Origin of the sequence: Kitasatospora sp. GAS204B (assembly GCF_029892155.1) — a bacterium.
Taxonomy (GTDB): domain Bacteria; phylum Actinomycetota; class Actinomycetes; order Streptomycetales; family Streptomycetaceae; genus Kitasatospora.
In genome coordinates this window covers 118,051-132,094 of record NZ_JARZAG010000015.1, presented here as the reverse complement: position 1 = coordinate 132,094, position 14,044 = coordinate 118,051, and the positions used below count along the sequence as shown (strand labels likewise).

At 72.3% G+C, this 14,044-nt stretch carries 12 protein-coding genes; 9 read left to right on the top strand and 3 right to left on the bottom strand.

Annotation, left to right across the window (positions count from 1 at the left end; genetic code table 11):
• Positions 1–168 precede the first annotated feature (168 nt).
• The 4 genes from P3T41_RS21415 (at position 169) to P3T41_RS21400 (ending at position 3,470) form a co-directional block, all read left to right on the top strand.
• Complete coding sequence (locus P3T41_RS21415; RefSeq protein WP_280691593.1) at positions 169–1,101, top strand: hypothetical protein; 933 nt, start codon at positions 169–171, stop codon at positions 1,099–1,101.
• A 182-nt stretch (positions 1,102–1,283) separates the two neighbouring features.
• On the top strand, positions 1,284–1,892 hold the full coding sequence (locus tag P3T41_RS21410; RefSeq protein ID WP_280691592.1) for a hypothetical protein: 609 nt from the start codon (positions 1,284–1,286) through the stop codon (positions 1,890–1,892).
• Between the two features lie 181 nt (positions 1,893–2,073).
• Positions 2,074–2,433: a glyoxalase gene (locus P3T41_RS21405; protein ID WP_280691591.1), complete on the top strand. Its 360-nt coding sequence runs from the start codon at positions 2,074–2,076 to the stop codon at positions 2,431–2,433.
• A 275-nt stretch (positions 2,434–2,708) separates the two neighbouring features.
• Positions 2,709–3,470, top strand: a complete 762-nt coding sequence (locus P3T41_RS21400) for an SGNH/GDSL hydrolase family protein (RefSeq protein ID WP_280691649.1) — start codon at positions 2,709–2,711, stop codon at positions 3,468–3,470.
• Between the two features lie 143 nt (positions 3,471–3,613).
• Here P3T41_RS21400 and P3T41_RS21395 read toward each other — a convergent pair whose 3' ends face one another.
• Positions 3,614–4,924 carry a carbohydrate-binding protein gene (locus P3T41_RS21395; protein WP_280691590.1) on the bottom strand — a complete coding sequence of 437 codons (1,311 nt, stop codon included), beginning with the start codon at positions 4,922–4,924 and terminating at the stop codon, positions 3,614–3,616.
• 201 nt (positions 4,925–5,125) lie between these two features.
• Complete coding sequence (locus P3T41_RS21390) at positions 5,126–6,955, bottom strand: long-chain fatty acid--CoA ligase (RefSeq protein ID WP_280691589.1); 1,830 nt, start codon at positions 6,953–6,955, stop codon at positions 5,126–5,128.
• 443 nt (positions 6,956–7,398) lie between these two features.
• On the opposite strand from P3T41_RS21390, the gene P3T41_RS21385 reads away from it, so the two are divergent.
• From P3T41_RS21385 to P3T41_RS21365, 5 genes are all read left to right on the top strand, one after another.
• The gene (locus P3T41_RS21385; protein WP_280691588.1) at positions 7,399–10,110 is read left to right on the top strand and encodes a nitrate- and nitrite sensing domain-containing protein; all 2,712 of its coding nucleotides are present in this window, start codon (positions 7,399–7,401) and stop codon (positions 10,108–10,110) included.
• Positions 10,107–10,514, top strand: coding sequence for a roadblock/LC7 domain-containing protein (locus P3T41_RS21380; protein ID WP_280691587.1), 408 nt, complete (start codon positions 10,107–10,109; stop codon positions 10,512–10,514). Before P3T41_RS21385 ends, P3T41_RS21380 begins: the two co-directional genes overlap by 4 nt.
• The gene (locus P3T41_RS21375) at positions 10,511–10,972 is read left to right on the top strand and encodes a DUF742 domain-containing protein (RefSeq protein WP_280691586.1); all 462 of its coding nucleotides are present in this window, start codon (positions 10,511–10,513) and stop codon (positions 10,970–10,972) included. Before P3T41_RS21380 ends, P3T41_RS21375 begins: the two co-directional genes overlap by 4 nt.
• Positions 10,953–11,564 (top strand): ATP/GTP-binding protein, encoded by a 612-nt coding sequence (locus P3T41_RS21370; protein WP_280691585.1) that lies wholly within the window; start codon positions 10,953–10,955, stop codon positions 11,562–11,564. The genes P3T41_RS21375 and P3T41_RS21370 overlap by 20 nt, the downstream gene beginning before the upstream one ends.
• 500 nt (positions 11,565–12,064) lie before the next feature.
• Positions 12,065–12,799 carry a winged helix-turn-helix domain-containing protein gene (locus P3T41_RS21365; RefSeq protein WP_280691584.1) on the top strand — a complete coding sequence of 245 codons (735 nt, stop codon included), beginning with the start codon at positions 12,065–12,067 and terminating at the stop codon, positions 12,797–12,799.
• A gap of 115 nt (positions 12,800–12,914) precedes the next feature.
• On the opposite strand, the gene P3T41_RS21360 is transcribed toward P3T41_RS21365, so the two are convergent.
• Positions 12,915–13,904, bottom strand: coding sequence for an aldo/keto reductase (locus tag P3T41_RS21360; RefSeq protein ID WP_280691583.1), 990 nt, complete (start codon positions 13,902–13,904; stop codon positions 12,915–12,917).
• Between the last annotated feature and the right edge of the window lie 140 nt (positions 13,905–14,044).

The window sequence follows — 14,044 nt, the reverse complement described above, 5'->3', positions numbered from 1 at the left end:
CTGATGGCCAACTCACGGATGGTCGACCGCCCCAGGGGCCCCAGGCGAGCCGGAGTGATGACCGAGCGTCGACTGTCAGTGGCGCTCTGTATGTTCGACGGCGATCGACCGGATCACCTGGGCGGCTCCCGGAAGGGCGTGATGATCATGACGAGGACGGTGCGGGCGGTGCCTCGCGAGCCGGCGGTGGGTGTGCTGTTCGGCCTGCCGGGGCCGTTCGGGCACGGCGGCGGGGCCGCGCAGCCGGTGGCCGTCGCCGTGGTGGCCGACCCGGTGGACTACCGGGCGCTCCGCGGGCTCGGCCTGTTCGCCGGTGGGGAGTTCGGCGGCGAGGGTTTCCGCGGTGGGGAGTTCGGCCGCTACCTGCGGCGGACCGAGCGCCGGCTGCGGGCGATGACGGCGGAGGGCGTCGAGGTGCACCTGCGGGTGCTGGAGCCGACGGACTACGCGGACTTCTGCGCGGTGCGCGGCCTGGTGCCGGGCGAGGCGTCGGCCCGGGTCGCGTACGCGGGCGATCCGGAGCTGGCCGGCGAGCCGTTCGTGTACCGCGGCGAGCCGCTGGCCGAGCTGCTGCCCGAGCTGGTCGAGGACCACCTGGCCCGGGTGCGGATCTCGCTGGCCCGGGAGCGGCTGCGGCAGGCGCTGGGCGGGGCGGCCGGGTCGGTGGCGCGGATCCTGGAACGGGCCGGTGTGCTGCTCCGGGCGCTGGCCGCCGGGCTGGGGGAGGGGTGCCACCGGCTCAGCCTGGTGCCGGGCGAGGGGGAGACGGCGGTGCTGGCGGCGTGCGTCGAGCGCGGGTGCTGGGCGGCCGGGCCGCGGCTGGTGGCGGCTTTCCAGACCGCGCTGGCGGCCGGGCTGGCGGCGCGCGGCGGCGGCGAGCTGCTGGCCCGCAGCGAGCGCCCGCCGGCCCGGGGGCCGACGGTGCGCGGGTGGGCGCTCGACGCCGGGCGGCTGCTGCCGCTGGACGCGGGCGGGGTGCGGGTGGCGCTGGCCCGGCTGCCGAACCGGGCGGCGGGGCCGGCGGCGGGCGGGCCGATCCGGGTGCGGCCCGGGTTCCCGCTGCCGGGCGCTTCGTGGAGCGGGAATGAGCCGTGGGCGTGAGCTGAGCAGCGGCTCCCGGTGGCGCGCCGGCGTGCCCCGAGCGGGTGTGAGGACTGTTCATCGCCCTCCTGTTCGGGGAAGATCAACAGGTCGGACCCCGCGCGAACCCCGATCCCGCGCCGGAGTGCCGACCACCGCAGCTGACCAGCCGGCCCGACGGGCCCGACACCGGAGGGGGAGCTATGCAGCGGATCGAGTACAGCGCGGAGATCGCCGAGCTGCTGGGTCTCATCCGGCGTCGCCCCGCCGCCGGCTGGCCATGGCGCCCGGGTGAGGCGGTGCCGGAGTGGCTGCCGGTCAAGCAGTCCTGGGGCTGGCTCTTCGCGCCCGACGGGCGGGTGTTGACCCTGGTCAACCCCAAGGACGGCATCGTCAGCCTGCCCGGCGGTTCGCTGGAGGCGGAGGATGCCGGCGACCCGGGGGCGGCGCTGGCCCGGGAGGCGGCCGAGGAGGCGCAGGCGGTGATCGGTCCCGCGCACTACCTGGGCTACCTGTACGACCGGGTCGGCTCGGCGAACGGCGGCCATGAGTGCGCCCGGGTCCGGATGGCCGCCGCGCTGCGCGAGGTGGGCCCGAGCCTGCCGGATCCGGCGTCCGGGCGGCACTACCGGCGGCTGCTGGTGGCCCCGGGTCTGGCCGTCGAACTGCTCGGCTGGGGCGCCCCGGGGTTGCGGCAGGCGCGCGCCGCGGTGCAGGTGGCGGTGAGCCGGCTCGGCGTGCCGGAGTCCGCCAACGAGGTGATCGAGGAGCTGCCGGTGACGGGGTGTGAGGTCTTTCCCGCAGCCGGCTGACGCGTCGCCACCAGCCGACGCCAGGGCGCCGTGGTGTGCGTGGGGTGTGCGTGTGGTGGCCGTGGTGCGCCGATCGGTCCGGCGACAGGTGCGGCGAGGTGTGCGGTTTTCCGGTGAGTCGCCACGCACGGTCGGTTAGGGTCGGTGACCATCTGATGGCCATTCGAGGGGGGACGTTCACATGCCTGGGCCGAACGGCGGTCTCATCCATCACGTCGAACTCTGGGTCGACGACCTGGCGGCGGCCGAGGGGCAGTGGGCACCAGTGATGCTCGCGCTCGGCTGTGCGCCGTTCCAGAGCTGGGAGGCCGGCCGCAGTTGGCGACTGGGTGACTCCTACCTGGTGCTGGAGCAGTCACCGGCGCTGCGCCCCGGCGGGCACGACCGCTTGCGCGCCGGGCTCAACCATCTGGCGGTGCACGGCTCACGCTCGGCCGTGGGCGCCGCGCTCGCCGCCGGCTGGACGCTGCGGGTGGACACCGGCGAGACCGTGCACCTGGTGGACCGTCAAGGATTTGAACTCGAAGTGGTCTGCGCGTAAAGGTTCCTGGCTCGTCCACACGATCGGCACACGGGCGGCGGGCGGCCGGCGTATTTCCGGCGTATTTCGAGCCCGCCTCAAGCCTCGCTCCGGAAATTCGACGCAGAACCGACATCGCGGCCAACTTCAGCTCCCTGAACGAGAATTCCCGTCAACATATTTGGCATGGGCACTTCCCGAGACTCGGCGTCACTGGTACCACGGAGTAACCCGCGTCACGCTCCCGCTTCGATGGAGGTGCAATGCGTCCCATCCGTGCTGTCTCCGGCGGCGTCATGGCTCTGCTGCTCGCCGTGGCCACCCTCTTTCTCGCCTCACCCGCCAACGCGGCGTCGGTCAACTACGTCGCCCTCGGTGATTCCTACGCGGCCGGCGTAGGCGCCGGAAACTACGACAGCTCCAGCGGCAACTGCAGCCGCAGCTACAACGCCTTCCCCGAGCTGTGGAGCTCGGCCAACAGCCCGGCCAGTTTCAGCTTCGTCGCCTGCTCCGGCGCGAAGACCGGTGACGTGCTGAACAGCCAGCTCTCGGCGGTGAACTCCAGCACCACGCTGATCAGCATCACCATCGGCGGCAACGACGCCGGATTCGCCAGCACCATGGAGACCTGCGTGCTCCAAGGCACCAGCGCCTGCCTGAGCTCGGTCGCCACCGACGAGTCCTACGCCGACAACACCCTGCCCGGCCAGCTCGGCCAGGTGTACTCGGCGATCAGAGCCAAGGCGCCGAACGCCCACGTCGTGGTGCTCGGCTACCCGCACCTCTACGAGGTCCCCGGGAGCTGCTGGTTCGGCATCAGCGACACCTCGCGCACCGCGATCAACGGTGCCGCCGACACCCTCGACACGGTGATCAACAAGGCGGCGGCCAACGCCGGCTTCACCTTCGCGGACGTCCGCAGCGCCTTCAGCGGCCACGAGATCTGCAGCAACGACGAGTGGCTGCACAGCACCACGCTGCCCATCGACGAGAGCTACCACCCCACCGCCGACGGCCAGTCGCTCGGCTACCTGCCGGTCTTCGAGAACGCCGCCTGACCGGCAGCCCTCCGACAGCCCTCGGACCGGCGCAACCGTGAGAACAGCGCAACCATGAGAACGGCGCAACCATGAGAACGGCGACCGCCCGGGTGCTCTCTCGCCCGGGCGGTCGCCGTTCATGAGCCGAGGTCAGACCCTCGTCAGCACGGACCGTCGTCGGCCCAGACCCCGTACTGCCCGCTGGCGGTCGGGACCTCGTTCTGCGTCCACCACTTGGCGTGGTAGTCGTGCCCGTTGTACGAGACCTTGTCGCCGTTGGTGTACGTGCTGCTCGCGCTCCAGGCCGGCAGGGTGCAGATCCCCGGGCTCGCGCTGGTGGGCGGCGCGCTGGTCGGCGGCGTGGTGGGCGGGGTGGCCCCGGCGAACTGCACGGTGTACTTGGTGAAGTCCCAGGGGTTCTGCACCACACCGGAGCAGGAGCCGGACAGCCCGGGGTCGACCACCGGCGTGCACTGCCGGTCCCGGTTGACCGACCAGAAGGTGTAGCGGGCCAGCCCGTTGGCGGTCGCGAAGTTCAACACGGTCTGGAAGTCCGCCTGGCTGAAGTACTCGGCCGCGTCGGTGCGCCCGTTCATCATCGAGACGCCTTCGTGGGCGTAGGCGGTCGCCGCGCTCCAGCCGAAGGTGGTCTGCAGGATGCTGTTGAACGAGGTCAGTGCGGCGACCTGGGCGGCGCCGCCGTTGAACCCGCCGTCGAACGGCATGATCGAGTAGTTGTTCGGCGTGAAGCCCTGCGACTTGGCTTCGTTCAGCATCTGGGTGCCGAACCAGCCGGTGCCGGCGGTGGTGCCGGCCGTGGTGATCGAGATGTAGATCCCGGGGTTGTTCGCCTGCAGGATCTTCGCCGCGCCGATCTCGTTGTGGATCGCCGCGCTGTTCTCGTACTCCGGCTCCTCGAGGTCGAAGTCGATCGCGTGCAGCCCGTACTTGGTGATCACCTTCTGCTCGGCGGCGGCGGTGGCCTCCGGCGTGCCGCAGCCCTGGCCGAGCTTGTTGCCGCCGTAGCCGCCGAAGGAGACCGAGACGTCGCCGCCCTTGGCCCGGATCTGCTGGATCACGGCCGGGATCGTGGTGTCGGTGTCGATCGAGGAGGTGCCGCCCCAGGCGGGGTTGCAGCCGCCGGAGTCGAGCATGAAGGCCAGCTGGAAGGCCTTCTGGCCGCTGGCGTCCATCACCGCGCCGGCGTCCGGCGCGCTGTTGTCCTCCGGCATCAGATACGGCGCGGAGGCGTACCAGTTGCTGGTCAGCGCGCCGCCGGCAGCGGTCGGGGCGACGGAGGAGGCGAGCGCGGAGCCGCCGCCGGCCAGCGCGGCGAGCGTGCCCGCCAGCAGGCCCAGGGTGGCCAGACCGGTGGTGACGGCGGTGGTGCGGCGTCTGCGGTGCCGCCCTGCTGTGTCGGTCGAGGGGGCGGTCGGGGTGGCGGGAGCGGCGGGTAGCTGGGCGCGTTCCATCGGAACCTCTCCAGGAAATGGCAGTGGGGGACCCGGCCCGCGCACGGTGTGGGGGAGCGCGGGGGCGGGGTGTCGTACGGACCTGCCAATAAAGTGGACTAGACCAACTGGGAGGTCAAGGGTTCGGCCCTGACTTAAGACGGACTTGAGGCGAGGACGGACTTGGGGCGGCGGCGCCGCGCGAGCTCCGGTGGCGTCCCGTCAGGGGGTGTAGAGCGCCTCGATGTCGGCCGCGTACCACTCGGCGATCACCTGCAGGCGCAGCTTGAGCGAGGGCGTCAGCAGCCCCTGCTCGACGGTGAAGCCGCCCGGCAGCAGCCGGAACGCGCGGATCGACTCGGCCCGTGAGACGGCGGTGTTGGCGCCCGCCACCGCGCGCTGGATCTCCGCGTGCAGCTCCGGGTCGGCCAGCGCCGTCAACTCGTCGGCCGGTGCCCGCCGGTGCGACAGGTGCCAGTGCTCCAGCGCCCGCGGGTCCAGGGTGATCAGCGCCGCCACGTACGGGCGGTTGTCACCCACCACCACGCAGTGCGCCACCAGCGGATGCGCCTGGACCCGGTCCTCCAACGCCGCCGGCGCCAGGTTCTTGCCGCTGCTGGTGACGATCACGTCCTTCTTGCGCCCGGTGATGGTCAGATAGCCGTCGTCGTCCAGCGAACCCAGGTCGCCGGTGGCCAGCCAGCCCTCGCGCAGCGCATCGGCGGTGCAGAGCGGATGGTTGAGGTAGCCGCCGAAGACGCCGCCGCCGCGCACCCAGACCTCGCCGTCGTCCGCGATCGCCACCTGCGCGCCCGGGATCGGCTTGCCGACCGTGCCGAACTTGGGGCAGCCGGGCGGGTTGGCGGTGATCGCCGCGGTGGTCTCGGTCAGCCCGTAGCCCTCGTACACGGTCATCCCGGCGCCCGCGAAGAAGAGGCCCAGCTCGCGGCGGAGCGTCGAGCCGCCGCACATCACGCTGCGCACCCGCCCGCCCAGCGCGCCCCGGATCTTCTGGTAGACCAGCCGGTCGAAGGCGAGGTGGCGCATCCGCAACGCGGGCCCCGGGCCGCCCCCGTGGCCCAGGCCCTTCCGCTCGGCGGCCCGGGCCCAGCGCAGCGCGGTCTCCTCCGCCTGGCCGAACAGCTCGCCGCGTCCTTCGCTCTCGGCCTTGCGCCGCGCGGAGTCGTAGAGCTTCTCGAAGACATAGGGGACGGTGAGCAGGAAGGTCGGCTGGTACGAGGCCAGCGCGGGCAGCAGCACCTCGGCGCCGAGTTCGGACTGGTGCCCGAGCCGGATCCCGCCGCGCAGCGCGGCCACCTGCACCACCCGGGCGTAGACATGGGCCAGCGGCAGGAAGAGCAGGGTGGCCGCCTGCTCATCGGCCCGGTCGCTGAAGACCGGCCCCCAGCACGCCAGCAGGTTGTCCGCCTCGGCGGTGAAGTTGGCGTGGCTGATCAGGCAGCCCTTGGGGCGTCCGGTGGTGCCGGAGGTGTAGATCACGGTGGCGATCGACTCGGCGGTGACCGCGGCGCGCTGACGGTGCACCAGGCTCTCCGGCACCGCGGCGCCCTCGGCGGTCAGCGTGCGCACGCAGCCCTGGTCGAGCTGCCAGATCCCGGTCAGTTGGGGCAGCGCGTCGCAGACCGCTCCGACGGTCATCGCGTGGTCCTCGTTCTCCACCACGCAGGCCACCGCGTCCGTCTCGGCCAGGATCCAGCGCACCTGCTCGGGGGCGGCGGTCGGGTAGACCGGTACCGGGATCGCGCCGATCGACCAGAGCGCGTAGTCGAAGAGCGTCCACTCGTAACGGGTCCTGGACATCAGCGCGACCCGGTCGCCGAACCGCACGCCGCGGGCCAGCAGACCCTTGGCCAAGCCCAGCACCTGGTCCCGGAAGGCGGCCGCGGTGACCGGCACCCAGCGCTCGGAGCCGCCCGCCCAACGGGACAACTGCACGAGTGCGGGGGTGAGTTCGGCCGTCTCGTAGACCGAGTCGGCGAGCCCGCCGGCCGCGGGCTGTGCCAGCGGTGGGGTGCTCAGCTCGCGCAGCATCCAACCGGCCCTCTCCGGCCCCGCTGCCGACCACGCTCCGTGGCCCGTGCGGAGACCGGCGGTGATCTCCAGGGGCTCGGTAGCGACCGTAGCGGATCGTCGCGGCGCTGCCCAGAGCCGGGCCGGGTCGGATGGGTTCGCACGCGTCCGCTGGTCGGGCTGCCGGCTGTCTGAAAGTCAGGAGAGAACTGCCTGGGAGCACCGTGGGAGCGCGGCGGGAGCAGAGTGGGAGCGCGATGGGAGCGCGCTGGGAGAGACATCATCAGCGGTCACCCGTGCCAGCCGACATGTGCCTGCCAATGCTGGATCATGCGTCTGCCAACAACGGATCAGAAACCCGTGAACAACAGATCAGGATCGATCTCCAAGACCCGTCGAACCAGTCAGGATCGAGTAGTAAGCTCGCGCAGACTCCCACCCGGGCACACCCGACCGAGGACTCCATGCGTCTGCGCAGCAGCTCGATCCGCGCGAAGATCATCGCGCTGCTCCTCGTGCCCATCGTGGCGCTTGTGAGCCTCTGGGCCTATGCCACCCTGGTCACCACCAGCGACTTCTGGAACCAGCTGAACGTGGCCTCGACCTACAAGGCCTTCGGCGCCCCGGTCGACCAGGTGGTCCGCGATCTGCAGGGCGAGCGTCGCACCGCGGTGGTGCTGCTGGCCCGACCGCAGGCCTCGGACGTGCAGAGCGACTACCTGAACGCGCAGAAGGCCACCGACCAGGACCTGGCGGCGCTGCGGCAGAAGGCGACCGGCGCCGGCTCCGGCCGGCTGAACGGCAGCGAACGGGCCCGGCTGCAGGACCTGCTGAACGCTGCGAGCCAGCTGACCCTGCTGCGCGGCCAGGTCGGGCAGCAGTCGATCAGCTGGGGCTTCGCGATCACCCAGTACAGCGGACTGATCCAGCCCGCGTTCGACTTCCGGGCCGCGTTCGTCAGCCAGCAGAACGGCCAACTGCCGCGCCAGGGAACGATCCTGATCGAGCTGACCCGGGCCAGGGAGTACCTCTCGCAGCAGGACGCGGCGATGGAGGGCCTGCTCGGCACCCAGAACCCGATCCTGCTGCAGGAGCAGGCCGTGCTCGACCCGATGCACGACCAGCAGGCGCTCTTCCAGGTCTACATCGGCGAGTTGGACCAGCCCGACCAGGGCGACTACCTGGCGCTGCAGGGCGGCGACGACTGGCGGGCGCTGGACCTGGCCGACCGCGAGTTCCAGAGCGCCAGCGAACCTGCCGACGCGGTGGCCAGCATCAGCGAGCCGGCCTGGCGGACGACCGCCGACCACATCCTCGACGACCTCGCCCAGGAGAACAGCAAGCTGGCCGACTCGCTCGGCACCCGCGCCACCGCCTATGCGATGGGCCTGCTCTGGCGCGGTGCGATCGCCGGTGTGGTCGGCCTGCTGGCGATCGCGCTCTCGGTGGTGGTCTCGCTGCGGATCGGCCGCGGGCTGGCCCGGGAGCTGATCGGACTGCGCAACGCCGCACACGAACTGGCCGCTGTCCGGCTGCCTTCGGTGATGCTGCGACTGCGCGACGGACAACCGGTGGACATCGCCGCCGAGGCACCCGACCTGCAGTTCGGCGACGCGGAGATCGGGCAGGTCGGCCGGGCCTTCAACCAGGTGCAGCGCACCGCGGTGCGGGCCGCGGTGGAACAGGCCGAACTGCGGCGCGGCGTCTCGGCCGTCTTCGTCAACCTGGCCCGGCGCAGCCAGGTGCTGCTGCACCGTCAGCTGACCCTCCTCGACACCATGGAGCGGCGCACCGAGGATCCGGCGGAGCTGGAGGACCTGTTCAAGCTCGACCACCTGACCACCCGCATGCGGCGGCACGCCGAGGGTCTGATCATCCTCTCCGGCGGCTCGCCCGGGCGGGCCTGGCGCAAGCCGGTGCGGATGGTCGACGTGGTGCGCGCGGCGGTCGGCGAGGTGGAGGACTACGCGCGGGTCATCGTGCGGCCGTTCCCCAGCACCGGGCTGCTCGGCAGCGCGGTCGCCGACGTCACCCACCTGATCGCCGAACTGGTCGAGAACGCCGCGGTGTTCTCGCCGCCGCAGACCCAGGTGACGGTGCAGGGCGAGGTGGTGGCGCACGGCTTCGCGCTGGAGATAGACGACCGCGGACTCGGGCTGAGCGAGCCCGCGCTGGTGGAGATCAACCAGCGCCTGGAGGTCGAGCAGGCCTTCGACCTGACGGACACCGACCGGCTCGGGCTCTTCGTGGTCAGCCGGTTGGCCCGGCGGCACGGGATCCGGGTGAGCCTGCGGGCCTCGCCCTACGGTGGGACCACGGCCGTGGTGCTGATACCCAGGGAGCTGCTGGCGGAGGTGCCGGGCGGCGCGCTGCTGTCCGGCGGTGCTCCGGCGGGCGGCGCCTCCGATGGAGTGTCAGCGGGCGGCGGGTCCGGTGCCGGGTCCGGTGGCCTGTCGGGCGGTAGTGCCGGGAGCGCCTCGGCCGTGCCGAGGCAGCGCGATCTGGTGGCCGTGGCGGGCGGCGTGACGTCGCGTGCCGGCGAGCCCAAGCGCGGGGTGCAGCAGCGTGCGGTCACCGGGCCGCAGCCGGCCGGCGCCGAGCCCGCGCGGACGCCTGGCGGACTGCCGCGGCGCCGGGCGTCCGGCGGGCCTGTCCTGGTGCCCGCGTCCGGGGGCACGGGGCGGCACCGGCGCCAGGACACGGCGCCCGACCTCCCCGGAGCTGACGATGCGTCAGCAGACGTGCTGCCACAGCAGTCCGAACCGGCCGCCGGCGGACTGCTGCCGCGCCGGGTCCGGCAGGCCAATCTCGCACCGCAGTTGAAGGAGGCCGCCGCACGCGAGGCGGACCGGTCGGCCGACCGCGCGGGCGACCCGCAGGCCGCGCGCGAGCGTTCGCCCGAGGAGGCGCGGGCCACCTTCAGCTCCTTCCAGCGCGGCTTCAGCCGGGGGCGGGCCACGCCCTCGGCCGCAGCGCCCCCGCCCGCCGGCTCCCGGCCCGCCGCACCCGCGGTGCCGTCGCCGGGCACCCCCGGATCGGTCGGAGTGCCGCCGTTCGACCGGCGGCCACCCCTCCCGGACGCCCGCCGCGCGCTGGCGGCGTCCCCCGTACCTCCGGCCCTGCCGGCTGCTCCACGCCCAGCACCACCCGCACCAGCGGAAGGACCTGATCGATGACCGCAATGACCCAGCCGTCCGGCGACCTCAACTGGCTTCTGGATGACCTGGTGGGGCGGGTTGCGTCGCTGCGGCACGCCGTCATCCTCTCCAGCGACGGCTTGGCCACCGGAGCGTCGCAGGGACTGGACCGGGAGGACGCCGAGCATCTGGCCGCCGTCGCCGCCGGGTTCCACAGCCTGGCCAAGGGCGCCGGCCGACACTTCGACGTCGGCGGGGTGCGGCAGACCATGGTCGAGCTGGACGAGGCGTTCCTCTTCATCACCGCCGCCGGTGACGGCAGTTGCCTGGCCGTGCTGAGCGACGCGGACTCCGACATCGGCCAGATCGCCTACGAGATGGCCCTGTTGGTCAAGCGGGTCGGGGAGCACCTCGCCGCCGAGCCCCGGCATCCGGCCGGATGATCGGGCAGCCACCGGATCGCGATCCGACCGGCCCCGCCGAGGCCGCCGACCTCGACGAACTCTCCGACCAGGAGCAGTGGTTCGACGACGAGGCGGGCCCGGTGGTGCGGCTCTTCTCGATGACCAGGGGTCGGACCAGACCGGCCGGCGAGGAGTTCTTCGACCTGATCTCGATGATCTCGCTCGCCGACCCGGCCGACCGTGCGGAACGCGAGCCCCTCCAGCCCGAGCCGGTGCTGGACCCGGAACACCACGCGATCCTGGACCTCTGTGCCCAGGGAACGCTCTCGGTGGCGGAGCTCGGCTCGTACACCGACCTGCCGGTCAGCATCGTCCGGGTGCTGCTCGGGGACCTGCACGATGCCGGGCTGATCGGCGTCACCCGCCCCGTTCCGCTCGCCGAACTGCCGGACGAGCGCCTGCTTCTCGAAGTGATCAATGGCCTCCGAGCACTCTAGAGCCTCTGACGGATCATCAGGCTCCGTTCCCTGGCGCACTGCTGACGGTGCGCCGACCGTCGCGCTGAAGATCCTGGTGGCCGGCGGCTTCGGGGTCGGCAAGACCACCCTGGTCGGCGCGGTCAGCGAGATCCGCCCGCTGCGCACCGAGGAGCGGCTGAGCGAACTGGGCCGCCCGGTGGACGACACCAGCGCCGTGGTCGCCAAGCGCACCACCACGGTGGCGATGGACTTCGGGCGGCTCGACCTGCGCCCGGGCCTCGCCCTCTACCTCTTCGGCACCCCGGGCCAGGACCGGTTCTGGTTCGTCTGGGACGAGCTGGCCCGTGGCGCTCTCGGCGCGGTGGTGCTGGCCGACACCCGCCGACTGGCCGACTGCTTCCCGTCGGTGGACTTCTTCGAGCAGCGCGGCATCCCGTTCGTGATCGCGGTGAACTGCTTCGAGGGCACCCAGGTCTTCGCGGTGGACGACGTCCGGGCCGCGCTCGACCTCGACTCCGGTGTGCCGGTGGTGCTCTGCGATGCCAGGCAGCGCGAGGACGGCAAGGAGGTGCTGATCCAGCTGGTGCGCCATGCGGCCGACCGCCGTTGACGGTGCGTTCGAGGGCGCGCTGCTGGACGCCCGCCGCCCGGGCCGCCGCGCGCACCGTGGCCCGCGCCGTCGTCTCAGCATCGCGTCCGAATATCGGAACGGTGCTTGCCCTGGAGCCGGTCGGCATGGAAGCCTCTGGGTCAGCACGCCGCGCCGCATCCAACGCGTCCGGCGGGATCACCCGGGGGAGGGCAGCACCATGACGGCGGAGCGTTCATCTGTCGCACGACAGCCGGTGCACCGCCGTGCCCAGGGGATCTGCTTCACTGGCGGCATGCACGCCACCGTGGACAGCAGCCGAGGCCGTCAGGACCTCGAGCCGTTCTGGCCGTCCCGGCAGCCGCACCTCTTCGACCAGACCTGTCCGGGTTGGCCTCGCGCGTCCCGGCTCGCCCACCGCTGACCCCAGGTCCTACGACCTCCGGTCAGCTACGGGCTGCGGAGTCCGGTCCGACGCGCAGACGACGTCCACCCATCGTTCTGTGCGAAAGAGCTGCCTCATGCCTTCCTCCTCCTCGGCCACCCTGACCGCTCCCGCCGCCACCCCGCACCTGCGCGCCGTCCGCTCGGTCACTGCCGCGCCGACCACCGCCGAACGTCGGCACCCGGCGGCGGCCGGGCCGGCTGCACCAGCCGCACCGATCCTGCCGACCTTGCTGCCGATCGGTCATGCCCAGCTGACCGGGCAGCCGGGCGTGACTCCCGAACTGCTCGGCGTCCTGCCGCAGGGTGCCACCGTGGTCGCCTCGCTTCCGCACTCCGCCCTGCCACAGGCCCTGCTCGCGCAGTACGGGGCTCAGCTGGGCACACCGGGCGGGGCGGCCCCAGCGATGGTGGGCTACCTGGTGCTGGTACCGGCTGAACTGGCGCCTGCCATGGCCGACGCGACGCCCACCGCTCCGATCGCGCTCGCCGCCCCGGAGCGCGGAGGCCGTCCGGCCCCGCGTGGGCTCAGCGTCGACCTGGACCGGCGCAGCGCCCACGTCGACGGCAAGCTGCTCGATCTCACCTACCTGGAGTTCGAGTTGCTCGCCCACCTGACCCAGTACCCGCAGCGCGTGCACACCCGCGACCACCTGGTCTCCGCCGTCTGGGGCTACGGCCACGTCGGCGACGGCCGGACGGTGGACGTTCATGTCGCCCGCCTGCGCCGCAAGTTGGGGGTCGGGCACCGGGACAGCATCGTCACCGTGCGGCGGGTCGGCTACAAGTACACGCCGATCAGCCAGTTCTGACGTTCAGTCGTGCCGCAGTGCCGCAGTGCCGCAGTGCTGCCGTGCTGCCGTGCTGCCGGCCCTGCGGAGCCGAACTCGGCAGCACTGCGACTCAGTGGTTCAGCGGTTCAGTGGTTCAGCTACTCAGCCGGTCGATCTCGGCCAGTTCCTCGGCGCTCAGCGGTCCGGCCGCCAACGCGTCGAGGTTCTGGTCGAGCTGGGCCACGCTGCTGGCGCCGATGATCACCGAGACCACCCGGGGGTCACGCAGCACCCAGCTCAGCGCGAGCTGGGCCAGGCTCTGCCCGCGCTGCTGGGCGAGCTTGTCCAGGGCCCGCAGCTGCTCCAGCTTGGCCGGGGTCAGCGCCTCCTCCTTGAGGAAGTGCCCGACCGACATCCGGGAGCCGGCCGGCACCTCGCCACTGAGATAGCGGTCCGTCAGCAGACCCTGGGCGAGCGGGGAGTAGGCGATCAGGCTGGTCTGGGTGTCGCCCACCGCGTCCAGCACGCCGTCCTCGACCCAGCGGTCCAGGATCGAGTAGCGGGACTGGTTGAGCAGCGCCGGAGCGCCCAGCTCGCGCAGGATCGCCACCGCCTCCCGGTGCTGCTCGGCCGGGTAGTTGGAGATCGCCGCGTAGAGCGCCTTGCCCTGCTGGACGGCTGAGGCGAGGGCGCCCATGGTCTCCTCCAGGGGCGTGTCGGGGTCGTAGCGGTGCGAGTAGAAGACGTCCACGTAGTCCAGGCCCATCCGGGCCAGCGACTGGTCCAGGCTGGCCAGCAGGTACTTGCGGCTGCCGCCGTCCCCGTAGGGGCCCGGCCACATGTCGAACCCGGCCTTGGAGGCGATGAACAGCTCGTCGCGGTACGGGCGGAAGTCCTGGGCGAACAGGGTGCCGAAGTTCCGCTCCGCCGAGCCGTACGGCGGGCCGTAGTTGTTGGCCAGGTCGAAGTGGTTGACGCCCCGGTCGAAGGCACGGCGCAGCACGGCGCGCTGCACCTCCAGCGGCTGGGTGTCGCCGAAGTTGTGCCACAGCCCGAGCGAGACGGCGGGCAGCTGCACGCCGCTGCGCCCGGCGCGGCGGTAGGTCATCGAGGTGTAGCGGGAGTCGACCGCGAGGTAGCTCATAGCGGCATCCTGCCAGGCCGTGCCAGGTACCGGGAGCGGCGCCACGGCCCTGTCGCACGCCGGCGTCATCATCGCGGACTCCCGGGAAGGCGGTGCCGGTGAGGACGTGGCGCCGCGCGATGCTCCTTCGTCTCGTCGGT